Annotated in this window: 33 protein-coding genes and 1 riboswitch; of the genes, 4 read left to right on the top strand and 29 right to left on the bottom strand. The window is 40.3% G+C overall.

From position 1 onward, the window contains the following. Both aroQ and ACRPI0_RS05830 read right to left on the bottom strand, forming a co-directional pair. Entirely contained in the window at window positions 1–441 is a 441-nt protein-coding gene (gene aroQ, locus ACRPI0_RS05835) for a type II 3-dehydroquinate dehydratase (RefSeq protein WP_432355357.1), read from the bottom strand. A 59-nt stretch (window positions 442–500) separates the two neighbouring features. Then, window positions 501–929 carry a hypothetical protein gene (locus ACRPI0_RS05830; protein WP_432355355.1) on the bottom strand — a complete coding sequence of 143 codons (429 nt, stop codon included), beginning with the start codon at window positions 927–929 and terminating at the stop codon, window positions 501–503. A gap of 134 nt (window positions 930–1,063) precedes the next feature. Here ACRPI0_RS05830 and ACRPI0_RS05825 point away from each other — a divergent pair, with 134 nt between their 5' ends. Further along, window positions 1,064–2,044, top strand: a complete 981-nt coding sequence (locus ACRPI0_RS05825) for a DUF1385 domain-containing protein (protein WP_432355354.1) — start codon at window positions 1,064–1,066, stop codon at window positions 2,042–2,044. A 45-nt stretch (window positions 2,045–2,089) separates the two neighbouring features. Here ACRPI0_RS05825 and ACRPI0_RS05820 read toward each other — a convergent pair whose 3' ends face one another. Continuing rightward, on the bottom strand, window positions 2,090–2,866 hold the full coding sequence (locus ACRPI0_RS05820) for a lipoate--protein ligase family protein (RefSeq protein WP_432355894.1): 777 nt from the start codon (window positions 2,864–2,866) through the stop codon (window positions 2,090–2,092). Between the two features lie 203 nt (window positions 2,867–3,069). Here ACRPI0_RS05820 and ACRPI0_RS05815 point away from each other — a divergent pair, with 203 nt between their 5' ends. Next, window positions 3,070–3,414: a rhodanese-like domain-containing protein gene (locus tag ACRPI0_RS05815; RefSeq protein ID WP_432355893.1), complete on the top strand. Its 345-nt coding sequence runs from the start codon at window positions 3,070–3,072 to the stop codon at window positions 3,412–3,414. A 42-nt stretch (window positions 3,415–3,456) separates the two neighbouring features. Here the strand turns inward: ACRPI0_RS05815 and gcvPB are convergent, their stop codons facing one another. The 4 genes from gcvPB to ACRPI0_RS05795 all read right to left on the bottom strand — a co-directional run bounded on the left by gcvPB (window position 3,457) and on the right by ACRPI0_RS05795 (window position 8,312). Further along, window positions 3,457–4,941 (bottom strand): aminomethyl-transferring glycine dehydrogenase subunit GcvPB, encoded by a 1,485-nt coding sequence (gcvPB, locus tag ACRPI0_RS05810; protein ID WP_432355353.1) that lies wholly within the window; start codon window positions 4,939–4,941, stop codon window positions 3,457–3,459. After that, window positions 4,934–6,280, bottom strand: a complete 1,347-nt coding sequence (gene gcvPA / locus ACRPI0_RS05805) for an aminomethyl-transferring glycine dehydrogenase subunit GcvPA (RefSeq protein WP_432355352.1) — start codon at window positions 6,278–6,280, stop codon at window positions 4,934–4,936. The genes gcvPB and gcvPA overlap by 8 nt, the downstream gene beginning before the upstream one ends. 48 nt (window positions 6,281–6,328) lie before the next feature. Beyond that, entirely contained in the window at window positions 6,329–7,429 is a 1,101-nt protein-coding gene (gcvT, locus tag ACRPI0_RS05800) for a glycine cleavage system aminomethyltransferase GcvT (RefSeq protein WP_432355350.1), read from the bottom strand. A 139-nt stretch (window positions 7,430–7,568) separates the two neighbouring features. Further along, window positions 7,569–7,660: riboswitch (glycine riboswitch) on the bottom strand. A 91-nt stretch (window positions 7,661–7,751) separates the two neighbouring features. Next, window positions 7,752–8,312 (bottom strand): shikimate kinase, encoded by a 561-nt coding sequence (locus tag ACRPI0_RS05795; protein ID WP_432355349.1) that lies wholly within the window; start codon window positions 8,310–8,312, stop codon window positions 7,752–7,754. Between the two features lie 303 nt (window positions 8,313–8,615). Between ACRPI0_RS05795 and ACRPI0_RS05790 the strand changes: the two genes are divergently transcribed. Further along, window positions 8,616–8,741 (top strand): hypothetical protein, encoded by a 126-nt coding sequence (locus ACRPI0_RS05790; protein WP_432355348.1) that lies wholly within the window; start codon window positions 8,616–8,618, stop codon window positions 8,739–8,741. 21 nt (window positions 8,742–8,762) lie between these two features. On the opposite strand, the gene ACRPI0_RS05785 is transcribed toward ACRPI0_RS05790, so the two are convergent. The 13 genes from ACRPI0_RS05785 to ACRPI0_RS05725 all read right to left on the bottom strand — a co-directional run bounded on the left by ACRPI0_RS05785 (window position 8,763) and on the right by ACRPI0_RS05725 (window position 16,442). Beyond that, on the bottom strand, window positions 8,763–8,975 hold the full coding sequence (locus ACRPI0_RS05785) for a hypothetical protein (protein WP_432355346.1): 213 nt from the start codon (window positions 8,973–8,975) through the stop codon (window positions 8,763–8,765). A gap of 75 nt (window positions 8,976–9,050) precedes the next feature. Next, a complete protein-coding gene (locus ACRPI0_RS05780; RefSeq protein ID WP_432355345.1) occupies window positions 9,051–9,389 on the bottom strand; it encodes a YolD-like family protein in 339 nt (112 codons plus the stop codon). Window positions 9,390–9,410: 21 nt separating this feature from the next. Next, a complete protein-coding gene (locus ACRPI0_RS05775; protein WP_432355344.1) occupies window positions 9,411–9,680 on the bottom strand; it encodes a YolD-like family protein in 270 nt (89 codons plus the stop codon). 410 nt (window positions 9,681–10,090) lie between these two features. Then, window positions 10,091–10,312 carry a transcriptional regulator gene (locus ACRPI0_RS05770; RefSeq protein ID WP_432355343.1) on the bottom strand — a complete coding sequence of 74 codons (222 nt, stop codon included), beginning with the start codon at window positions 10,310–10,312 and terminating at the stop codon, window positions 10,091–10,093. 103 nt (window positions 10,313–10,415) lie between these two features. Further along, window positions 10,416–11,165 (bottom strand): stalk domain-containing protein, encoded by a 750-nt coding sequence (locus ACRPI0_RS05765; RefSeq protein WP_432355342.1) that lies wholly within the window; start codon window positions 11,163–11,165, stop codon window positions 10,416–10,418. Window positions 11,166–11,467: 302 nt separating this feature from the next. After that, entirely contained in the window at window positions 11,468–11,854 is a 387-nt protein-coding gene (locus ACRPI0_RS05760) for a hypothetical protein (RefSeq protein WP_432355341.1), read from the bottom strand. Between the two features lie 41 nt (window positions 11,855–11,895). Continuing rightward, on the bottom strand, window positions 11,896–12,306 hold the full coding sequence (locus tag ACRPI0_RS05755; protein ID WP_432355340.1) for a hypothetical protein: 411 nt from the start codon (window positions 12,304–12,306) through the stop codon (window positions 11,896–11,898). 19 nt (window positions 12,307–12,325) lie between these two features. Next, window positions 12,326–13,378 (bottom strand): hypothetical protein, encoded by a 1,053-nt coding sequence (locus ACRPI0_RS05750; protein ID WP_432355339.1) that lies wholly within the window; start codon window positions 13,376–13,378, stop codon window positions 12,326–12,328. A 377-nt stretch (window positions 13,379–13,755) separates the two neighbouring features. Continuing rightward, window positions 13,756–14,565: an N-acetylmuramoyl-L-alanine amidase family protein gene (locus ACRPI0_RS05745; protein ID WP_432355338.1), complete on the bottom strand. Its 810-nt coding sequence runs from the start codon at window positions 14,563–14,565 to the stop codon at window positions 13,756–13,758. A gap of 1 nt (window position 14,566) precedes the next feature. After that, the gene (locus ACRPI0_RS05740) at window positions 14,567–14,833 is read right to left on the bottom strand and encodes a holin (protein WP_432355337.1); all 267 of its coding nucleotides are present in this window, start codon (window positions 14,831–14,833) and stop codon (window positions 14,567–14,569) included. Between the two features lie 13 nt (window positions 14,834–14,846). After that, the gene (locus ACRPI0_RS05735; RefSeq protein ID WP_432355336.1) at window positions 14,847–15,263 is read right to left on the bottom strand and encodes a hypothetical protein; all 417 of its coding nucleotides are present in this window, start codon (window positions 15,261–15,263) and stop codon (window positions 14,847–14,849) included. A gap of 111 nt (window positions 15,264–15,374) precedes the next feature. After that, window positions 15,375–15,944 carry a hypothetical protein gene (locus ACRPI0_RS05730; RefSeq protein WP_432355335.1) on the bottom strand — a complete coding sequence of 190 codons (570 nt, stop codon included), beginning with the start codon at window positions 15,942–15,944 and terminating at the stop codon, window positions 15,375–15,377. Window positions 15,945–16,079: 135 nt separating this feature from the next. Next, window positions 16,080–16,442, bottom strand: a complete 363-nt coding sequence (locus ACRPI0_RS05725) for a hypothetical protein (protein WP_432355334.1) — start codon at window positions 16,440–16,442, stop codon at window positions 16,080–16,082. Window positions 16,443–16,760: 318 nt separating this feature from the next. Here ACRPI0_RS05725 and ACRPI0_RS05720 point away from each other — a divergent pair, with 318 nt between their 5' ends. Then, a complete protein-coding gene (locus ACRPI0_RS05720) occupies window positions 16,761–17,405 on the top strand; it encodes a hypothetical protein (protein WP_432355333.1) in 645 nt (214 codons plus the stop codon). 84 nt (window positions 17,406–17,489) lie between these two features. Here ACRPI0_RS05720 and ACRPI0_RS05715 read toward each other — a convergent pair whose 3' ends face one another. The 9 genes from ACRPI0_RS05715 to ACRPI0_RS05675 are packed head-to-tail and all read right to left on the bottom strand — an operon-like array spanning window position 17,490 to window position 23,476. Next, complete coding sequence (locus ACRPI0_RS05715) at window positions 17,490–17,648, bottom strand: hypothetical protein (protein ID WP_432355332.1); 159 nt, start codon at window positions 17,646–17,648, stop codon at window positions 17,490–17,492. A gap of 1 nt (window position 17,649) precedes the next feature. After that, the gene (locus ACRPI0_RS05710; protein WP_432355331.1) at window positions 17,650–17,931 is read right to left on the bottom strand and encodes a hypothetical protein; all 282 of its coding nucleotides are present in this window, start codon (window positions 17,929–17,931) and stop codon (window positions 17,650–17,652) included. A 13-nt stretch (window positions 17,932–17,944) separates the two neighbouring features. Continuing rightward, entirely contained in the window at window positions 17,945–18,733 is a 789-nt protein-coding gene (locus tag ACRPI0_RS05705; protein ID WP_432355330.1) for a hypothetical protein, read from the bottom strand. A 1-nt stretch (window position 18,734) separates the two neighbouring features. After that, window positions 18,735–19,106 (bottom strand): tail fiber protein, encoded by a 372-nt coding sequence (locus ACRPI0_RS05700; RefSeq protein WP_432355329.1) that lies wholly within the window; start codon window positions 19,104–19,106, stop codon window positions 18,735–18,737. Between the two features lie 45 nt (window positions 19,107–19,151). Continuing rightward, window positions 19,152–19,718, bottom strand: coding sequence for a putative phage tail protein (locus tag ACRPI0_RS05695; RefSeq protein WP_432355328.1), 567 nt, complete (start codon window positions 19,716–19,718; stop codon window positions 19,152–19,154). Next, the gene (locus ACRPI0_RS05690) at window positions 19,711–20,805 is read right to left on the bottom strand and encodes a baseplate J/gp47 family protein (protein ID WP_432355326.1); all 1,095 of its coding nucleotides are present in this window, start codon (window positions 20,803–20,805) and stop codon (window positions 19,711–19,713) included. The genes ACRPI0_RS05695 and ACRPI0_RS05690 overlap by 8 nt, the downstream gene beginning before the upstream one ends. Continuing rightward, on the bottom strand, window positions 20,802–21,215 hold the full coding sequence (locus tag ACRPI0_RS05685; protein ID WP_432355325.1) for a DUF2634 domain-containing protein: 414 nt from the start codon (window positions 21,213–21,215) through the stop codon (window positions 20,802–20,804). Before ACRPI0_RS05685 ends, ACRPI0_RS05690 begins: the two co-directional genes overlap by 4 nt. A 3-nt stretch (window positions 21,216–21,218) precedes the next feature. After that, complete coding sequence (locus ACRPI0_RS05680; RefSeq protein WP_432355323.1) at window positions 21,219–21,563, bottom strand: hypothetical protein; 345 nt, start codon at window positions 21,561–21,563, stop codon at window positions 21,219–21,221. Window positions 21,564–21,571: 8 nt separating this feature from the next. Next, window positions 21,572–23,476 carry an XkdQ/YqbQ family protein gene (locus tag ACRPI0_RS05675; RefSeq protein WP_432355322.1) on the bottom strand — a complete coding sequence of 635 codons (1,905 nt, stop codon included), beginning with the start codon at window positions 23,474–23,476 and terminating at the stop codon, window positions 21,572–21,574. Window positions 23,477–23,481 lie beyond the last annotated feature (5 nt).

The following is a 23,481-nucleotide window of genomic DNA, read 5'->3' as shown; positions in this document are numbered from 1 at the left end:
TCAATTCCTCCCCATTTTATCTAATAAATATGTTGCTCCTAATACATATCCGTCCGTACCGAGTCCGGAAATCTGACCGACACATACGGGTGCAAGCATGGATTGTTGTCTAAACGGCTCTCGTTTATGTATGTTTGAAATGTGAACTTCCACTACAGGGAGCTCTACTGAAGCGATCGCATCCCGAATCGCGATACTCGTATGCGTGTAAGCACCTGGATTAAAAACAATCCCATATGTTCCATCGTCCGCTGCTTGATGGATGCGGTCAATTAACGCACCTTCATGATTCGATTGGAAACACAATAACCCGACATTCTGATCCATGCACAACTTTCGAATACGTAGTTCAATATCCTCCAGTGTTTCATGACCATATACATCGGGTTCTCGTTTTCCTAAACGGTTCAAATTTGGCCCATTTAACAGCAATAAATCCATTGTTATCAACCCCCAACCGATTTCCTTTCTATTTTATCACAACATTTAGACGAGGTAACCTATTTCGCTTTTTGTTGTAATTCCACTTTCATAAATACAGCTGTACCAACAACAAATCTTGTTATTATAGCAATTAGACAGAGAAAAGGAATAGAAATGGATTTGATAGAACCCATAACGGAATCAGGTTTCGAGATTGTCCATTCGATTGCGCAAACAAAAACTAATGCGAGTACGATGGATGTGATACTTGGGGGAATTGTAGATGTGAACTGTAATGCTGAGTAAAGTACAAGAAAGAGAATAACCAAAGCCATTCCTAGCACAAACCATTTTATTAACGGCGAAACCCCTGAAAGAATACTCGACTTACTAATCCAACCAATCGGAGACCACGAAACAAAATGGAATACCTTTAAAAATTTCAAACTGAGTGCGGTTGCAACTGCAGCCATTAAAGCCGTCCAAAAAAGTGTGGGTTTATGCATGGCTTTCACCTCCTTCTACAAGTGTCACCGGTTTGCGTAGTTTTAAACGTGATGCTGGAGCAATCCCATATTTTCCTGTACAATAAGAACATTGATAAAAGATCGAGACTTTGAAAAGAAAGTGTGGGCTGTACATGGAAAAGAATCAGCAATCTCCTGCCTATGGCGGTCAAGCTCTTATTGAGGGCGTCATGTTTGGCGGGAAGCAGCATACAGTTACCGCGATTCGACGTAAAGATGGTACAATTGATTATTTTCACGTTCTAAAAGAAAGTAGTCCCTTACGTCAAAAATTAAAAAAAATTCCTTTAGTACGAGGCATCGTTGCCCTCATTGAATCTGCAGGGCTTGGTTCAAAACATTTAACATTTGCGAGTGACCATTATGATGTAATGCCCGGTGAAGAAGTTGTGAAAACGGATGAAGATTCCTCAAAGTTAACGATGATTTTAGGGGTAGCAGCGGTCGGAGTTCTCTCCTTCTTATTTGGTAAATTTGTTTTTACGTTGTTCCCAGTCTTTCTCGCGGGGCTATTCACTCCAATCTTCCCAGGAAAGACAAGTCAAATCTTATTGGAAACTCTATTTAAGTTAACGCTATTACTGAGTTACGTATCTTTAATATCAATGACCCCGCTCATAAAACGGGTTTTCAAATATCATGGCGCAGAACATAAAGTGATCAATGCTTACGAAAACAACTTACCTTTGACAGTCGAAAACGTTCAAGCACAATCCCGTTTACATTACCGTTGCGGTAGTAGCTTTCTATTATTTACAGTGATCGTCGGCATGTTTATATACTTCTTAGTACCGACCGATCCATTCTGGCTTCGCATCGTCAACCGGATTTTACTAATCCCTGTCGTTCTCGGTGTATCTTTTGAAGTACTGCAAATCACAAATGCTGTACGTAACATTCCTATCTTGCGCTATTTAGGATATCCCGGACTTTGGCTGCAGCTCTTAACAACAAAAGAACCTGAAGATGATCAGGTAGAAGTAGCGATTGCATCCTTCAACAAATTATTGGAAATTGAAATTCATGGTGAAGAAATCCTCACTAACCCATCACCTTTGTCACCTGAAAGTGAAATGAGTACAATGAATTTATAAACAAAGGAAGGCTCCGGATTTATAACCGGGAGCCTTCCTTTTTTGCTATTTACGATAGGTCCAGGCATCATTGGCATATTTGCGCTGTTCTATATCTTCAACAATAGCCAACCGCTCTGGAGTGAGTGTAAAAGGAACGAGTTCCATTTCGAGTGCTATTTCGAAACCTTGGGCAAATGCGAGGGAACATTCCTCAACTGTAATCTCTCGTTCACTTAAGCGATCAATCGCTACCGCTTTATCTGGAAGGCTCTTTCTAACTTGTTCGCGTATTTCATCGGATTCAAATTTGAAAAGAGAGACCAATTTGTCCTCATCCAAACTGAGTAAGATTGCACCATGTTGTAAGATGACACCTTTTTGTCTTGTTTGAGCGCTACCCGCCACTTTCTTTCCTTCTACAACCAACTCATACCAACTGGATGTGTCGAAACAGACACCACTTGACGGACGTTTTAGTTGCTCTGAGACAAGTTCAGAAGGAACGGAGAACGAAGCTTCGAGACCAAGCTTACGAAATCCTTCAAGTAACCCGCCTGAAATGACTCGATACGCTTCGGTAACTGTTTCCGGCATATCGGGATAGTCCTCAGAAACAATCACGCTGTATGTAAGTTCGTGCTCATGCAACACACCCCGCCCCCCGGTAGGTCTACGCACGAATCCAAGTCCTTGCTGCTTAACCGCTGCCATATTTATTTCTTTTTCCACACTTTGAAAATAGCCGATCGAGAGTGTCGCAGGTTCCCATTCATAGAAGCGAAGCACTGGCCCTATTTCCCCTTTACTATGCCAATCTAAGAGTGCTTCATCTAAAGCCATGTTAAAGGATGGTGAACACTTCCCTGACTGTATATAATTCCATTTCACTTTCCCATTCCCCCTAGGCTTTCATACATAATGAACTCAATTTTATCATTGCAATTGAACATGTGCCACTTAATCTTTATAATGAAGAATGAGATAGAAAGGGGAAAGATGTTGTGAATGCTAATCTTTATGTTTTAATAGGATTATTAGTTGTAATGATTGCTTATTTTGTCATTACTGCTCTTCGTCTACGAAAAGCGGTTACGAATTTGAGCCAAGAAGAATTTATTGAAGGATACCGGAAGGCACAACTTATTGACGTTCGCGAGCCAAAGGATTTTGATGCTGGTCACATACTTGGAGCACGCAACATTCCTTATACACAACTGCGTCAGCGCCATAAAGAAATCCGCCCTGACAAACCCGTCTATTTATACGACCAAAACGGTGGAAAAAGCGCGAGAACAGCTCTTTTCTTGAAAAAGAAAGACTACACGCAGCTTTATCACCTTCAAGGCGGATTCCGTACGTGGACAGGTAAAGTAAAAAGTAAAAAATAACGACATGAAAAGGACCGAAGCGATTACGCTTCGGTCCTTTTGTTATGCTTTCACTAATTCTTCTTGCAATTCAGGCGTGTAACGAAGAACAGGCTTTCGCGCAGCTTTCGTTTCATCCAAACGGCTAATAACCGTTGTATGTGGAGCTTCTTGTACGATTTCAGGGTTTTCTTCTACTTCTTTCGCGATTTGAATCATCGCATCGATAAACGAATCGAGTGTTTCCTTCGACTCCGTTTCAGTCGGCTCAATCATCATGCCTTCTTCTACGTTCAGTGGGAAGTAGACAGTAGGTGGATGGAATCCGAAATCAAGCAGTCTCTTTGCCATGTCTAAAGTACGTACGCCTAGCTTCTTTTGACGACGTCCTGACAATACAAATTCATGCTTACAATGCTGTGGGTATGGAAGATCGAAATACGGCTCCAAACGACGCATCATATAGTTGGCGTTCAATACTGCATTTTCTGTCACAGCCTTCAAACCATCCGGGCCCATTGAACGAATGTACGTATAAGCACGCAAGTAAATACCGAAGTTACCGTAGAACGGCTTTACTCGTCCGATTGATTGTGGAATATCATAATTGAATGTATAGACTCCATCGTTCTTTTCTAAAACTGGTTTAGGGAGGAAGGCAGCAAGATCTTTCTTTACGCCTACTGGGCCAGAACCTGGACCGCCACCACCGTGAGGACCTGTGAACGTTTTATGCAAGTTCAAGTGAACCGCGTCAAAGCCCATATCTCCAGGGCGTGCTTTCGACATAACTGCATTTAAGTTCGCACCATCATAATACAGCTTTCCACCAGCACCGTGGACAATTTCTGCCATTTCCATAATATGTTCTTCGAATAGTCCAAGCGTATTTGGGTTTGTCAGCATAAGTGCCGCTGTATCATTCCCGACTTTAGCTTTCAAGTCTTCAATATCTACGAGACCATTTTCATCCGAATTAACAGTAATCGTGTCAAATCCAGCAACTGTTGCTGATGCTGGGTTCGTACCATGTGCAGAATCGGGAACAAGTACTTTAGTACGTCCTGTATCTCCATTCGATTCGTGGAACGCACGGATCATCATCAACGCAGTCCACTCACCTTGAGCACCCGCTGCAGGTTGAAGCGTAACTTCATCCATCCCAGTGATTTCACATAAATGTTCTTGTAAATCATAAGCGACTTCCATTGCTCCTTGTACGGTTGACTCATCTTGTAAAGGATGGATATTCGCAAATCCAGGAATACGCGCAACCGCTTCATTGATTTTAGGATTATATTTCATCGTACATGAACCAAGAGGATAAAAACCTGTGTCTACTCCGTGATTCCGGTTCGACAATGCCGTGTAATGGCGCATAATATCTAGCTCCGAAACCTCAGGAAGTGCAGCACTTTCTTTACGTACAAAAGTTTCCGGTAGCAAATCTGTAAGATCTACTTCTGGAACATCCAAATCCGTTAAACTGTAGCCAATACGACCTGGTTTTGAGATTTCAAAAATGAGTGGTTGGTTTTCGTTATGCATGAACGGCCTCCATTTCCTGCACAAGTGCATCAATCTCTTCTTTTGTCCGCTGTTCAGTCACTGCGATCAACGCATGATTTTCCATACCTTCATACGTTTTGCTAAGATCATATCCACCGATAATCCCTTGCTCTAACAGTTGTTGGTTCAATTCTCGAATTGGACGCTTACAATCGACAACAAGCTCATTAAAGTGAGCATTCCCGCCAAGAACCGTATATCCTGCTTTTTCGAATGCTTGTTTAGCATAATGTGTTTTTGCATAGTTTTGATAAGCGATCTCTTTCGCTCCAGCTTTACCTAAAGCAGTCATTGCAACAGATGCAGCGAGTGCGTTTAACGCTTGGTTCGAACAAATGTTGGAAGTCGCTTTATCACGACGAATATGCTGCTCACGCGCTTGAAGGGTAAGAACATATCCTCTACGTCCTTGATCATCGGTTGTTTCACCAACAAGACGCCCAGGAACTTTACGCATTAATTTTTTGGTAACAGCAAAATAACCACAATGTGGGCCACCAAACTGCTCAGGAATACCGAACGGTTGCGCATCTCCAACCGTAATATCTGCACCTAGTTCACCTGGAGAAGTTAAAATCCCAAGTGCTAACGGATTTGCTGAAACAACAAACAAGGCACCAGAATCATGCGCTATTTCACCAATAGTCTTCAAATCTTCAATTTGGCCAAAGAAGTTTGGATATTGAACGAGGACGGCAGCAGTATCATCCGTTAACAGAGACTTTAATGCTTCAATATCTGTCACGCCATCCTTTTTAGGAATTGTAACCACTTCAATGTACTGTCCATCCGCATACGAACGTACAACATCCCGTGATTCAGGATGAACTGTTTCTGATACAAGCAACTTCTTACGCTTTGTATGCCCGGCTGCTAGCGTACCAGCCTCAGCAAGCGCAGTGCCACCATCATACATAGATGAGTTTGCTAGATCCATTCCCGTCAATTCACAAATCATTGTTTGGAATTCAAAGATTGCTTGTAGTTCACCTTGAGAGATTTCAGGCTGATATGGCGTATATGCCGTATAGAATTCGGAACGTGAAATTACGTGATCTACAATTATCGGCTTGTAGTGGTCATAAACCCCTGCACCAAGAAATGAAGCATATTGTTTAGAATCTGCATTTTTCGCAGCTAACCGAGACAGTTCTTTTAGCAACGCAGATTCGGATTTTGCTTCTTTAATTGCAAGATCTCTCGTGAAACGGACGCTTTCAGGTATATCCGCAAATAATTCATCTACGGATGAAATTCCGATCACATTTAACATTTCTTGACGATCAGCTTCAGTCATCGGCATATAACGATGCATCATAATAATGTCCCCTCTTTCCTTTAATGCGGAAATAGTATCCGCTTCGTTTTATGAACGTTTATAAAATGGTGTTTCGATAACTTTAGCTTTCAACTTTTTGCTGCGTACTTCTATTTCAAACTCTGTACCAAGCTCAGCAACTTCTTGCTTCACTAATGCAAAGCCAATATTCTTTTTCAATGTTGGTGATTGTGTACCAGTCGTTACTTCCCCGACTAGCTGATCATTATGATAAACAGGATATCCAGTACGTGGAATTCCTTTATCAATCATTTCAATCCCAACTAATTTACGAGGAACACCCTCTGCCTTTTGTTCAGCTAAAACAGATTTACCAAAGAAGTCTTCTTCCTTTTTCAATTTCACCACAAAACTAAGTCCTGCTTCTAAAGGTGTAATCTCTTTGGACAATTCCTGACCGTACAATGGTAGTCCAGCTTCAAATCGAAGTGTATCTCGAGCACCTAACCCTGTAGGCACTAATCCATCTTCTTTACCTTCAGTGAGAAGTCTATCCCATAGCGTAATTGCTGCTTCAGGTGAACAATAAATTTCGAATCCATTTTCCCCAGTGTACCCTGTACGTGATAGTAGAGTTGTCTCTCCTGCAACTTCTACGTTTTCTTGGAAACGGAAGAAGCGGATCTCTGACAAAGGTATTTCAGTAAGACGCTGTAAAATACTTTCTGCTTTTGGACCTTGTAGTGCAAGTAACGCCCAATCATCTGACTGGTTATCAATTTGAACTTCGTTCCCAGCATGTTGCTTCATCCAGCTAACATCCTTTTCAATGTTGGATGCATTTACAACAAGAAGGTAATCGTTATCATGACGTTTATAAATTAATAGATCATCTACTGTTCCACCATCTTCATAGCACATAGCAGTATATTGCGCTTGTCCGTCAACCAACTTTGAAACATCATTAGTTACAAGTTTTTGCAAGAATGCTAGTGCGCCCGCTCCGCTGACTACGACTTCGCCCATGTGAGAGACGTCAAATAGTCCAGCAGCTGTTCGTACAGCTTCATGCTCTGCTTTGATACCTGAAAATTGTACTGGTAATTCCCAGCCTCCAAAATCAATCGTTTTCCCATTATACGGCGCATAACTTTCAAAAAGCGGTGTTCGTTTTAAAGTTTCTAACAACACTAACTCCCCCATTCATCTTCAAAAAACAAAGAGGCCCCCTTTGTTGAAAGAGAGCCTCTGTTCATCCAGTTGAACGTTCCGAAATGTCGGAACTGTTGTCCAAAGGTCAGCCATAAACCGATACTGTTCAGAGATGCGTCCAACATGAGTCTTTTTGCCTGAGAGATTCATGACGTAGTCACTTGCTCCTTCGGCGGCGCATGTCGCGCACTCTCCCCATGTATTCATCCGCATTATTCAATTTGCTACGAAATAGTTTAAGATTCGGAAAACTACTTACTTTCGAACCTATCTTACCAGTTTGACGGGGGAAGTGCAATTACTTTCGCGCGTCTCTAAACTCAACGGTAGAGTCTGGACTAGTAGGTAAACTTCCTGATAAACGTTCCATTTGAAACGCAATATATTCGGTAACTCTACTGAGAGATCGCTGGCGAGTCTGAACAATAAAATGTGCAGATTCTTTATACATATCATACCGTTTATGATAGAGCGTCTCAATTTCAGAACGTGTCGAGCGTTGAACGATTGGTCTATTCTTATCAGTTGCTATTCGACGCCAAATATCCCGAAAAGGTGCATCAAGAAAAAAGACGAGTCCTCCCGTACGCATTAGCTTACGGTTTTCTTCACGCATGGCAACTCCGCCGCCAGTTGCAATAATACACATTTCGTCACGAAACGTCCGAAGAAACTCGGTTTCCATTTCACGAAATCGTTCTTCCCCATAGGTTGCAAAAATTTGTGGTATGGTCATCCCTGTTTTTTGCACAATTTCATGATCCATATCATAAAAGGGAAGTTTCGTAAAAAAACTCAACCGTTTACCGATAGCGCTCTTTCCGCACCCCATGAATCCCACCAAGTATACTTTGTTCATAAAATCATCCGCCCTGAATTTTTGTTATCGCTGCCTTCTCATAAATCGTCCCCAGCGAATCGTACGTTCCATATAAACTATATTACAGTCTAGTTCCGCGGATTTCTATAGTGTTCTTTTACTTCATTAGATACAACCTTTAGTAGACTTACATTTTAATGTAGTTCCGATTACTTTAGATGCCTTCTGTTATTTTTGTTAGTTTCTTGTTAGTAAAACAAAAAAGCACCCCGTCCACAATGGATAGGGTGCTTTTTACATCATGTTTTCAGTTGGTAATTTGTAACATGAGGACGTCGCCCCTTGATTTTACCGATGGCTCCTTATGCTGTCAACATCTACTTAATCCACATGTTGAACAAAATGATTTTTGAAGCTGATATACGTTCTTTTTCGAATGGATTTGTCTGGACTGATTATAAAAAATAAAAGAGGGCATCTCTCCCTCTTTTATTTTGCAGTTAATACATCCACTAACCCATTTCCGATTTCCACAACTTCGATACGTTCTGCAGCTAACAAATTGACAACATACTTGTCTTTAGTGATAACCATGTCAATTCCATTGATTTGTATTGGTTCAATGTCAAGTGGATTCTCTACCGTTTCAAATTGCATGTCTCTACCATTCTTAAACAAGATGTATACGGAATACTTTTCCACAAAATCAGCTCCTAATGCTAATTAATTACGACGCACAAAGTGGAAATCCCTTTAAATTATCTAAATATTTAGCGATCAATCAATGTGCTGTACAAAAATGATGTCCGCTGCTGATATACGTTCTTTTTCGAATGGATCCTGCAACTCGATAATCTGGTTATGTATATCAATCTCTTCTATAGTACCGTGGTAATTTGTAATCTTACCTTCTCGCCATGTTCTCACTAACGTTTGACACTTGCGTCGTATAGCTACACTGAGTTGCTCTTGAATATCTTCTATATCCCAATCTGTTAAATCGGGACGCTTGAGGTAATTATCTTCCGCTTGCCACTCCCTTAAACGGGCAATGTGTTCTGGCAACATCATTGCTGTCCATTTGATTCTTCCCCGGTCTCTGTTTCGCTTAAGCATCTAATCAGTCCCATCTCATTTTCATCTGATTCCTACAATATCGTTCATGTTGATTTTTATATCCTCGTAACCAACACGTAATGACAACACTCCTGTTTGGCCGTCCGCGCTAGAGATTACCCCCACAAACCGCTCAATCTTCTTACGAACAAAAATTGTGATTTCAACCTCATTTTCAAACTCCTGAGCATCATTAAGCTTTTCACCGATTTCTTGGTAATCGTATTCAGTTAGTTGTGGTCTAGTACTACCACCCTTCTTTACCCTTGCCGGTTTTGGAATTCCTACCATTCAACTCATCCTCTCTTTTGCAACATGCTTTATATCTCCATTACTCACGGATCCACCCTTTAAATAAATCTCCAGTAATTCTTGTGATCGATTCCGAAGACGAAAGTTCATATACCTACTTTGATATCGTTCTGGTCCGACAGTAAACAGATATGATGTGAAGTCGCCATCGTTCCCCTCATTGATTAACTTCATATTATTATGCCGAAAATGCAGATGAATCTCTTTGAGGTCGTTATGGATATTGTCCACCGCTCTCTTAATCACAGAAAGGTATGGTGAAGTAAACTTAACATGCATAGCATCGATGTGTTTTACATCCCTGTCTAGGATGGTTAACAGCATGGGTAGGTAAATCATGTGTTCGAATTGCTCTACGGTTTCGGCCGTCATCATCCTGGTTGCGAGCATTAGATCACTGCCCTTTCACGTTCGATTACGGGAACAAGTGCGAGCACATTATCGATCACGAATGTTCTTTTAGATCCACGCAAATGACAATAAGCACGGAAAGATGATTCACCCACCTGTAGCACACTAACTCTACGTTTCGTGATGGATCCATCCTTAGCTAGGTACATCATATCTAACGTTTCACCATATCTTACCGCTCTGTCCAATTTTTTACGCACGTTTGTTCCCCTCCTTGAATTTAGTATAGGGAATGTTTGTTCGCATGTAAAGTAAATAAAAAAAGTACCTCATTTGAGATACCTTCTTAATATAAAAAGATCGTTACTTCAATACTGGATTACCTAAAATAACACCCGTGTAATCCGGATTCGATCCGTTCCTTGTTAATCTAATTCCTAATTTCTTACCATTCTTGACACCAATAGTAATATCTTCAGGGAAATCTCCCGCTTTCAATTCTACTGATTTAATTATTTCTCCATCAACTAAAAAATCTACAATAGCAGTATTTCTGCTATTTTTATATTCATCACCTAATCCTAATCTTGTAGTGAATTGATTATATTTAGAACCTAATGGGAACTCTACTAACGAATTGGATAGATCACCTGAATAATCATCCAACATCATCAGCAAAAAATGTTTATAAACCGAACTCAAGTTGTCTTTTGAGGATGTAGAGCTTAAGTACCCATTATTGAGATCGATTTTATTGTTATAAACGAGTATAGCTGCATTTAATGAAGTGCTTTCTTGATAGTTCATGTATTTCACAGTATCCCCTAAATAGGAAACCTTTGGTTGAACTTGCTTCGGCGTATTGATCAGCACCGATTGTGTAGATTTATCCCAAATCACTTCTTTGTTCAAGTTTTCAGCTACAAACCTTAGTGGTACATAGGTTGATCCGTTGTAAACAAATGGCTTATTCGAAGGTGTTTTTGTTACGCCGTCGAATTTGATTGCTTTAACGTTCCACACAACGTCGATTTTTGAATTCGTTGCTGCATATGTTCCGATTCCACCAAAGAACATTGCAGCTGTCACGAATCCCAAAATAAATTTTTTCATATTACTTCCCCCTAGAACTGATATTTTCCAATATAGTACTTTATCATTATACCAATTCGGTGTAATATGTCTACCTAATATCCTGAATGACCACCATCTTTATTATCACACTTTTTTTGAATTTAGACCTAATTACTTATAAAAACGTAATTTGAACATTGAAAAAACATCCCATCCTTTATAGATAGGGTCCTAATTTTAATTTACTTTATCATAATGTAGATTAAACTTAGTCGGTAGATTTCTCTAACATCCAGTTTATTCGTATGTAAAGTGAAAAAAAGCACCTCCGAAGAGACGCTTTAAACTACTGATTGAATAAATGTTGCCCACTTCCCATAAGCCTCTATCAACTCGGGTGACCTTACAATAGCATCCATTAAACCCTTCGAACCAGATAAAAAGTTTCTTATAAGTGCTTTTCTAGGTTGTTCAGAATTCGCTTCTTGAGATGCAGCCTCTATTAACTCAGATATTTCGACTCTATGACTAGCATCCATATCTTCTAACCCTAACTGTTGAAGAAGATCTTTAGTTAGGTCTTCTATTTTCGCACCATAATTATTTGCAACATTATTAGTTGAACCAGGACCAAAGCTAATTGCGGTACCTTGTGGGTTATTTACAGTATTAGTTATTTGTCTGTAATCGTTGGTCACAAAAAACACATTCCTTCCTTCATGCTCCATTAAATGACTTTCAAGCAAATCTTTTATAAGCCTTGAATTACTTATACCATTTGGAGGTCTAATCGGTAGTTTTTCTTTTTTTTTACTGAAACATCGCGGAAGTCAGATTCTCTTAATGCATCATCCTTGAACTCATCTGAAAAAGAAAAGGCTAACAAAAAGTTTTCAGGTTCAAAGTCTGTTTTTCCGCAATGACAATCAAAATAGTCATCGTCCACAGGTTCATTCAATAGAAATTCATCACATTTATGATTGTTAGGACATAAAAGAATTTTTTTAGCTATTAATTCAGTCCCATCTTTACTCATTAGATATCGATAAACATTTTCATAATCGCTATCAGATAATCCGACAGCAAAGATTACATTTTCAACAGTAAAATCAAGAATAGAAGGGGTATTGGTGGCCCACTTTACCAATGTCTCATTAATTCTTCTATATGGAAAAGCCAAAACAATCCCCTCCTCCCTTTTATTTCAATAATACATCAGTATCTGGCTGTGAAGCAACATCAAGGTGAACATCAACTTCTATTTCCGGAAGACGTAGGAAATTCAATCCGACATCTGGAGCGTCAGTATCTGTTTCAGTTGAAATCAAACCTTCGCCATTATTTACGAGTACTAGGGTATCTAATACATGATCGACAACGCCTTCAGGTACGATCGAAGTAAATTTAAAGTAACTCATTTTAATATTGACCTCGAATTTAACTTCTATAACGACGCCAGTTCTTGTATCAGTATATGAATAAAAACAATTTTCATCCATAGTATCATCTGTTGGAAGACCCAATTCTTTAATTTTAGCGGTAATCAGTTCAAAAGTGTTATCTCTCTTTAAATTCACACCTTTTTTACCATTGAATTTTACGCTACCGACTGTAGTTGGGAGTGCTATATGAGTCGATGCTACGCCGGCTGAGAGATGTGAGCAAAGGGTTTTAGCAGCTTCTTTAGTTAGCTTAGGAACAGCGATCCATTTATAAGAAGCAAATCCCATTAAATTCATAATAAAGTCGGCATATTTTTTAGCGTCTAACATGGAACAACGTAACTCAATCAATTCCTCAGTACCAAAATGCAGGACTAAAGAAGTGAAATAAGCGTAAGAACTTTTAGACTTACTATAACCTACCTTTTTGCTACTAAAACGTTCTTCGACCAATTTAATATAAATAGAAGAACCCTCATGTTTGATTGCGCACAACTTTATTGAAGGATTATAAGATGGTTGCCATTCTGTGTTGACATTGCTACGATTAATTATTCTTTCTTGAACGAGTTTATCGATAAATAATTCAGGTGTCTTGGAAATATCGGGGAAATTAGACTCTGGTTTTAATATCGATAAATATGATGCAGGGAATTTGAATTGCTCAATGAGGTACTTTAAATCTTCCTCTTTCCCCTGGCCAACTAACTCCTCTAAAACTTGATCCTGCTCTCTGCCTCTGTACTTGACACCAGAAGCCTTTGCAAATTGATTTAGATACTTAACAGGTATCCCACTAATATCTAGCATTTTATCATCTGCCTCTCCAATATTATTTCGGAGGCTGTAGTCTCGACATAATCATAGACTATGTTATAATTATAATTGTATATTTATAGAGACTATAGCTTCCGAAGGAGATACATTGTTGCAAAATGTATCTCCTTTTTTCCTTTTCTTTAGGTATATACTATCACCATTGTCGGATTTTGGCTATTTATCTACTTAAATTCTATAGTTTTCCTTACAACATTATTATTCTGAAATAAAAAAGCCCCATCCAATTAAGGACAGGGCTTTTACACGATTGTTCTTTAGTCGCTGGAAGACTAAAGGCTATTATAAAAAAAGAGGTTAAACCGAGAACAGTATAATTTTAACATTTACTGTTTATTTGGTCAAATCAATTACTCTGCCTTCCCTACGATATGTCCACGATCAATCGCGACAAACACCAAACCAATGGCATCAGATTCTGTCAGTTCACCTTTCAATAGCTTTTCTCTCCACTGGAGATCCAGCGGCTTGTCCTCTTTTTGTTCTAAGCGCTTGAGCACAGTTGCAGTTGAATTCACAATTGCTGAAGCAGTTGGTTTGTATAACTTAGTTTCCTCCTTTTGTGGTGCTACAGATACAGGCTTTGAGCTCGTCGATGCTCCACCCTTCAGACCGAAGTATGATGCGATCCCCTCTGCGATTGCTTCACCTTGTGCTTTCAACTTTGCATCTGAACGTAGAGCGCCAATATCGGTGCTGGAATCCATGAACCCACCTTCAGTCAGAATTGCCGGCATGCGAGATTCACGTGTCATATGAAGATCCTTCACTTTCACCCCTCTATCCCGTAGACCCATTGCTGTGACGATTCTCGGATGGACAATAGCTGCAATTGCTTTTGAAGCAGCACTTGCTGTCGGGTCCACATATGTTTCCGTACCACCGTGACTACCCCACACTCCTGCGTTGGCGTTATGATGTATAGAAACTAATACATTGGCTGCCCAAGCGTTCGCCTTGTCGGTACGCGTTTTTAAAGCCACGTCCGTACTTCCTGTTGGATCGTCCAGGCGTAGGATTTGCACGTTATCATACGTTGCTAGACGAGCGGAACAAGCGAGAAGTACCTTATTGTTGAATGACCACTCTCGTTCTCCGTCGGGTGTACGTTTGCCTGCCGTGTTGATGCCATGTCCTGCATCTAATGCGATTTTAACCATTTTAATTTTCCCCTTTCGTTTTACCTTCATTTGGTGTTCCTAGTTCAAAGATTCCTGTAGCTGCTAGTCCAGCAAGTCCGCCTGACCATAACCTCAGTGCAATGTCTAACTCCGTAAACGGTGATGCTGCAAAGCCAATAAAAAGACCCACCGCGAAGGCGATGAGTGGGATGATGGTTTTGGGTAGTGTAAATGTTCGTTTGAAAAGTTCCGTGACTGCCAAGATGATTGGCGCAATAATGGTTGCGAAAATTAGTACGTCTGTCATTTCATCGTCTCCTTTAGTTTAGAAAATGGGTAAAAACGTAATACAGGAGCCCGCCCGAACCAGCCATGGTTGCTAAAGCACCGCTCACCTTTAAGGCGAAGTTAGACCATGCGTTCAGTTTTGCCATTCTTAATTCGTGGTCTTGCTCAGCAGATGCGGTTTGGTATCCCATGGACGTCTTAGCGAGCTCGTACATCTTATCCGCTTGAGTCTTGACTATTTCCTGTGTTTCTCGACTAGTGGAAAGGACAGTATTTTCCAGCTTCAAGTTTTGTGTTTCCATCTGTTGAAGCTTTTCTTCATGTTGCCGATCCTTTTCTAACAGTGTCACCGTTAACTCTTCTAACCCGATTACACGACCATCTAAGACACTGATTTTAGTTTCATGATCTTCAAGCGATTCACCCTGTTTTTTTAACATATCGTACATGCTGTCACCCACCTCGAATTTTGTCATATCTCACCCCACGACCCCTTTTCTATATTTTTTAGAAAACAAAAAGAACGCCCGGTGTGGACGTTCTTAAGTACAACCAAAATATCATTCTCTTATCTCTTCTTCAACTTCATTTAGTAGTCTTTTGGCAAACTCATATTTTTTCAACAAAATACTGGTAGTAAATATTTTCAACTGAATCCATACTCCAGCTAGTAAAATACGAATCTTCATACCATCATTCAGCTTACCATGAATAAGTTCCTGCATTTCCACATCAATTTTATGTCCTTTTAATATACTTCCGCTCAATGATGACTTCAAATCAGAATACACAATGTCATCTTTATTTCCGTATTGCAATTTATGAGCAAGATTGTTTCTAACAGTGTTAAGCTTTTTGACTGCTTCATATAGATCTTTATCCATTATTTGAAGATCATGAAGGAAGTTTAAATGGTTGATAAGCTTATCACCTATATTGACATCAGCAAGTAGTACCTTAACCGATTTTTTTAATTCTACTTCAGCAAACAAATTCATTCTAAGGATTACAGCCAGAGAATCCTCTCGCAACACTTCTTTAAATATTTTTCTCTTTTCCTCTTCTGCTGCTTTAAGATTTGAATTACATATCTTTAATACTTTTGGATAGATACCTTGACTACTCTTCATGAGAACACCCCCATTTTATCATACCCTAAAGTTGTATATTATTATCTGAATTTGAAATAGTATTGAACTTTGTAACTAACCTATCTTGACATGTTACAAAATAAAAAGAACGCCCGTGTGGACGTTCTAAAATGGTCAGTCAAAATAACCTAATAGTTTCTCAAGCTTTTCGACTTCCTTAAATGCTTCTTGATACTTTGTTTGGATATCATTAGAACGCTCATCAAAACTCGTAGTTGTTTCTTGGTCGATTACTGCGTACCTGCGCACCATAGTTATTGCTTCTCGTTCAAGTAACAAGTTCCGTGAAATCTCTTTAGCACTTGATATTTTGTTATTAATCATGTCTGTAATAGACTTTTTTAAATGGTCCTTGCCTTCGCTGCTAAGTGTCTCAAGAACAGTGCCTTGTTGAAATAAGCTATCTTCATCATAGGTCGATGTCTTAAAATTCTCTACGGATTCCTTTATTAATTGTTCCAGTTTTGCTTTTTCCATAATTCCCACCTCCCTCTCTCATCCACAATTCGACAAATATGAGGGGAATCCTTCCTGACTCACCATTCCATTCCACACCTCAGCAACTCCTACTTAAACTTGCTAATCAGGGTTGTTCTAAAGAGAGAGGCATTTATTTTCAACTACGACACATTAGTGTCCAGATGTGCAATAAACTTACTAAGTAGAACTAATGTTATTAAATTTTTTGACGATATATAATGCATCATACATTTAAGGGGTTGTAATATAATGCCTTTCAATTTTACAAATTGTCAAACCTATGAGGTTGATTATTCAAATCTGAATAATCATATCATGAAATCGGAAATATTTGATGATAAAAACCTGCAACAGTACTACATTAATAATTGGTTAAATGTTTTGAAAGAACATGATGGAATTCTTCTAAACAGCTTTAATACTACGCAGAAAATCAACAATTTTAAAATTAACATTTTGGCTTCAGAAACAGACAATGAAGTTTTTCAACAGCAAATGATTTTCGGAGATTCAAGTGTATTTATTCACTTTAGGATTTCTCCTATCTTATTCACTTTTAAAAAAATTACTATCCCTGATAAAGATATTAAAGCTATTCCATTAAATGACTTAATCAATTCCGAATCTCAATTTTTATGGCATGACGTGGGTAATGATAATAACCGTCCAATAAAAGATCCAATTTTAATTGTGCCATTTTTAAATGGACAATATAAATACTTAGTAATTGACGGAAATAAAAGGATTTCCTCAGCTATGAGGCAAAAAGCCGATAGTATTAATGGAATTTTCTTAGCAGAAGAATACATCACTGAGGCTAAATACTTCTCTAGTTCTTTTGATAAATTATTTTATATCTTCAACAATGAACTGATACACATTGGTAATCAAAAACACTATACAAACATGACGGACGAAGAACTCATTAATTTATCTATTTTATTCAAAACAAACAAATAATTTATTTGTTGATTCCCCCTAACATTTCTAAAATGATTGGGGGGGTATTTTTTGAAGAATTATTTTATAAACTTAATTGACATATTAATGTATATATTTCACATCAATGAGTTCGATAAGCTCCGTATACTCATCGGGCGACAATTGACCAACTGCAAATACAGTGTTCACACGTAACGTTGCAACATCTTTCGCATAAATCTTAGCTCCAATCATCTTTCTCCATAAGTCAATGGGTTTCATATTACACTCCTCCAATCATATTCATTTCGAGTAGTGCTGTTTGGTATTGGTTTTCTGTTAAAATTTGTTCTTCGATAGAAGGTTGTGGTTCTTCTAAAACAGGAGATTCATGAGAAGCCTCTTTAAACTCACCAGTTCCCCGTATATAATCCCAGCCCTCTTGGACGAATGGGGAATCCGTAATATCCAAAATTTCTATGTCCGGTGAAAAATATGGCTCATCTTCGGACTCAAAAATCCAATGCGCTTTTTCATTTAATATCTGGGCGAATTTTCTCAACATATGTCTCCTCCTTTCACCACTCTATTAGTACAAATCCGTCTGATCCTTTTCCTCCCGCACCAGATAGACCAGAAGTGTATTTGTTAGCACCGCCACCACCACCGCCTCCTGCGGAAATACCTGAACCGGGTTTACCGGGGGTAGGTGCATCTTGACTCAACCCGCCTTCGCCTCCAATAGATTCAGCTACATAGCGCGTTGCGGTCTGTATGGTGTTAAACCCAGGAGTAACAGGGAACGGAGTAACATTTCCAGATACCCCATTTTTTACTGACCCTTCGGGGGTTGTGCCGTACCCGTCTGTCCCGCCTCCTCCAGATCCGCCGGGAACGGATAATAGCCCTCCTACCGAGGTAACACCTCCCGACCCTCCAGGTCTTCCTATAGTGGACGTGATCGCTGTCGGAACAGGAACCCCTGCCCCCCCCATCCCACCTGCACCCACAATGACAGGGATACTACGGGCATTATGAACGTCTAGCGGTACTTTAAGAAGAGCCGTATTGGTAGACGGTACAGTGCCCCCTTTTCCGCCGAACCCGGTGTAGTAGTAATTAGACTGGGTGATATTAGCCGCGGTGCCGCTTGCCCCGCCGCCACCAGCCCCAAAAATCGTCACCAGGATCGTGTTTACTACTTCAGGAATATTAAAAGAATAAGAACCTGAGATGTCGTATACCTTTGAACCGCCGCCTCCAATTGGGCGATTCAATAGAGCTTCAGTATCTGTTTTAACATTTCCAATTTTCGTTACTATTGCATCTTGTTTTTCACTGGTTGCTAAAAAGGTTTTATCCGGCATATTAGATCACTTCCTCCTGGATGTAATAAGGTTTACCATTCTCCGAACCCATACCCCATCTGTATTGTTTTCCTGTCGTCGCGTCGGTGAATCTATGTGGCATACTTTCTGCCTCATGCGTCGTAACGGTTGCTGCAACTTTTCGAACCGCGTTAGCTGTAGCCGCCTCTGTAATTGAAAGGCTGTCGATAGAATCATTCAGCTTTACGACACCTTTGGTAATGGTTGTTGCATCTGGTGGAGCCGATATGCTCAGCTGACTACCTGGAACCTTGCCATCAAGACCTAATGTAGCGAGGCCGTTTAACGCGCCAGCCTTAGTGTCAATTGCTTCGGCGAGCGCATTTACATCACGTACAACATTCCAAGACATATTACCAGTTGTTATCGGTAATTTTAATTTTACGGTTTCTGCCATTTAAAAGCCTCCATTCAACACTTCGTCATATGTGCGTCCTTGCGCTATTAACTCGTCGTAGGTTGCGTAGTGTTCACTTGCCATATCGTACGTAACGTATTTAAACACAAAATCAATCATTAAATGTGCAGGAATCAAGTCCCTTAAAGCTTTTCGTATATCGTCCAAGTCGGGTGGGACGCCAAGTTCTGAAACAAATGTAATTGTTACTCCACCCTCATCTTCCAATACCTCTACTTGACCGAACTCAAAAGATTCTGCAGTGAACTTTACTAATGCAGGAGTTACAGTACCGACACCACGAATTTTTGCAGTCACAACGGAGCGTCTCTCTGAAATTGGTTTGTTTGGATTAGGTTCAATTCCATAGACAACTTCCCAGCGGACTATCTTTAATGCGTCTGCCGTCAGCGGAGAGCGACTGTCAACATATCGGTAATATTCATTCACATATTTAACTAACTCTGCTGTCGATTGATCCTGCATGTTCTTCATTTCTCTAATTTCTTGCCACCAAAGTGGGATTGCATAAATTAATCGCTCACGAATATCTGCTTCATTAAACATTGATTGTCACCAACCCCTTGATTGCAACACTTCCGGCGGGTATTAATATATTTGCAATACCTCCTGAAAGTGTGAAAGAGCTGATATCAATGATGCCTTCAATATCCAATAAGGCATTCTGAAGACGAACAATACGCACGATGTCCTCCGTGCCAAAAGCTAATGATTCTAAATAGGTTTGAATAGCAATCGCATACTCCGCTCGAATCGTTTCGATGTTAGAACTTGAGCTAATGACTACAGTGGCGCTAATATTTATGGGTACTTCGCCTGCCGCTTCAACAGTCACCGGATTAATGCCACCGATAATTGGACGTACACTTTCTATATAAGTCCGTACTTCTTGAACTTTTTCAGGTGTAGGAGCATTGTGGCCAGAAGACAAGACGATTACTTTTACTGTGTTTGGTCCGTTCCAAACCGGTATTACGTATGCGTCTTCAATGCCTGCTACTTCAGTCGCCCATAATCGATAATGAGCAGCATTTCCTGAAGTCGCTTCGTTTCTTCGGTTATTTAAAAAACGGGCTGCGAATTCCTCGTCAGATTCTTCATCGTATCCACCGCTTGTTTCAAATGGATTCGAAATCGTAATCATTCCTTCTAAATCACCTACGACACCTGTAATGGATTGACTCGATAAATTACCGTCCGAACCTTCATAAACTGCAGTTACAGTAACGCTAGTTCCCAGCGGAGTAGCAATACTATCGACATCCGTTTCAAATAATACATTCATCGTAGCTGGTGCGTATACTCGTGTTCCAGCAGGCACCGGTATTGGTTCGGCAGACGATAAGGAAATAACCCCTGTAGCACGTCCACCTTCTTTTCTTTTTTCTCCCCATGCAGCGGCAAACAATTCAAGCTTAGTTCCATACATGGTCACCTCACCGGATTCATTGACGATAAAATCAGCTTCTTCTTGTGCTTTTAATTCGGAATATAACAAAGCAAATTCATCGGCAACTGGTGCTAGTGCTATATAAGTGGGTGTCCCTTCTCGCACATCGACATCAGCAGGTGTATTATCCAACATATTTGTCAAGATCTGCGCAGCGAGTTCATCATTCATTTCGTAAATCATTCAATCACCACACTTCCTTTTTGTCCATTCACCAGAACATTCACCTTTGCTCTGTTACCTTGAAAATCTACTTCTACCTCAAGATTTTGAATGAGCTCATGTTCTGCAGCGAGTTCCTCTATATTTCGAACAAGCTCTCCTTCCGCAACCGCCCTTGGCAAGTCATCGGAGATCATCTGTTCAAATGGCGTACCAAAATCACCAAAGATAGGAAAACGATCTCGTTCAGTTTTACAACCGATTCCGAGCCACTGGATAGCCTTATCCGTTCCGGTAATACGTTGGGAAGTAATGCGACCGGTTTCGAAGTCAATAAAAAAATCCGCAGCATCTGTGCGGACATCCTCGATAGTTTCTATAGCTTCTGCATCTATTTCTATTACTCTGACGTTTTCAGGAATTAGAGCCATGCATTATTCCTCCTTCCCGATAATGAAACCGCTCAGGCGATCGTTGACTACCTCGTAGATGACGTATACCATCTCGTCTAGCTCCAAGCCATTGTCAATCATGATGGTCGCACTCCGTGAACCGAGGGAGTCATTAAAAACTATCTGAGCCGGATGATATTGCGAGATTAAATGTGCCATAGGCTTCAGGTTACTCGTCACTAGGTCGTTGCCTGATAACTTGACTGTAAGCGGAGCTAAATCAACCACTACAGCTGTCGTCAATGTCACGTCTTTGTTGAATCCAGATTCTTTTATCAGTCTTGCCATATCTGAATAAGGATTCGATTTTTCACTTTGTGAGTTCATTTCAACACCTACAATACTTTATTGATCTGCATGAAATGCTTGGCCCAGTATCCTGATGTATACGAATGCTCCAAACAACCAGAGTTCGCCAAGCTAACGCAATTCCCTTTTGTTGTAACAATACCAACATGAGATACACCTGCACGATACGTACCTTTGAAGAAAACAAGATCTCCTGGTTGAGCAGCTGATTTGGAAACCTTTTTCCCTTTTGTTACTTGAGAAGTTGTCCCGTGTCCTATGTCCAATCCTGCTTTCTTCATGACAGCATAAGTGAATCCCGAGCAATCTCCTGCACCTGTAGCAATATTCTTTCCACCAAATTTGTATTTCAGTTTCCCTTTATAGCCTTTAGCTATTTCCACGACCTTCTGTCGTTTGGTTGAGGCTTTGGTTGACTTGGCTGGTTTGAATTTCTTAGCGAAATTCTCCTTAACTGAAGCCCACTTATTTGCTTTGTTACGAGCATCTGCCTTACCGGTACCTTTTTCGAGGATAGCGATTTGGACCCCACGTCGACCAAATTTAGCTGTATCACTTTTCCCTTTGATTAATACATCTACTCGTTTTCCTTTGATAGCGCCTCCAGTATCCTCAGCTAAATAAATACTAGAATATTGAGGAAATCCTGGTACGTAGATGTGAACGACTGATCCATACGGGATAACTGATGGATCTACAGCTATTGTTCGATTGTAAGCCCACCGCGTACCACTGGCAGTCGTTAGATAATCACCGCTGCCATTGATGCCACCTAAACGTGGATCGTAGGCTGTACCTGTATAACCAGAGATATAGGATACATCCGTCAGTTTGCCATCAACATTCGCCAAACTCTCTTCTTTCGCTTCAGGAACTTCATATCGCACAAATTCTTGCTCGAATGATTTCGACAGTTGCAAGGACATACTTTTTCCATCACTATGCGAGTGTGAAGTAACGTAATAATAACCAGAAGCACCTGTGAACTCGTCGTATGCCTCAATCATGGTACCGGCTGTGATTGTATAATCAGCTAACGCGTCCACACTTATTTCATCCTTTGGTTCTTTAAGTTTTTTGAGTAGCGCATTTGCAAGTGACCCAAGTCCCCCTGGCCCAGTAATGTCAGGATCATTTTCAATCACCGTCATGGTTCCGTATTTCTTCTTTGCCGCAACATCAGTTCGAAGCTGTCTGGGATTGTCCGCACTTTTTCCACCAGTCATAATGACTTGCGTTTTCACGTCTTGAATAGAGGTCTCCCGATTCGCTCCCAGCATATTTGCTCCTCGTTCTATAAGTAAACGTTTCATCGACACCGCCATTTCTCGAAGAGCAAGAAAGCCGTTTTCAGAACGAATCTTATACCTTTTTCCTGTACGCAAATAAGTTTCGGAAATAACGGTCTGCATGATCTCCCAGATTGTTTTGTCGATGAACTCTAACTCAGTAAATACGAGTTTGGTATTCGCCATATAACCAATAGGGACTCCAGCAATTCGGCCAAGTTCTGCAACAATCTGATCCGCTCTTTTCTTACAGAACGACTTGGTGACTTCATTCTGTGCCAGATACCAGTTGTAGTCGTAGATTGAAAGGCTTTCTTCACCCTCTGCACTTAAAGAACGGCTGATGATGATACCACGGAAAAGTTCTTTTGGTTTGTCCGGTTGTCCTTTATCCGCCTTGTACTCCAGCATGACTTTGACCATTAGTCCTTCGTCAAATGGCAGTTTACGACGGTCATTTGACTCCTGACGATTCCAAACGGAAATTGAAAATGATTCTGCGGCTGTATTGATGTCCCCTCCAAATGAATGGGATTGGACCATCTCCGTAAAATCCCAACGGTACGAATCGTTATACAGATAAAATCGGAGCGTGGGTTTCAAGCGTTCTTCATATTCGGAATATGTTCGTGTGTAAGCCATCTTCC

It is taken from the genome of Sporosarcina sp. A2, assembly GCF_050858885.1.
Classification (GTDB): Bacteria; Bacillota; Bacilli; order Bacillales_A; family Planococcaceae; genus Sporosarcina.
The sequence above is the reverse complement of the archived record's forward strand: the minus strand, read 5'-3'. Positions and strand labels throughout refer to the sequence as shown.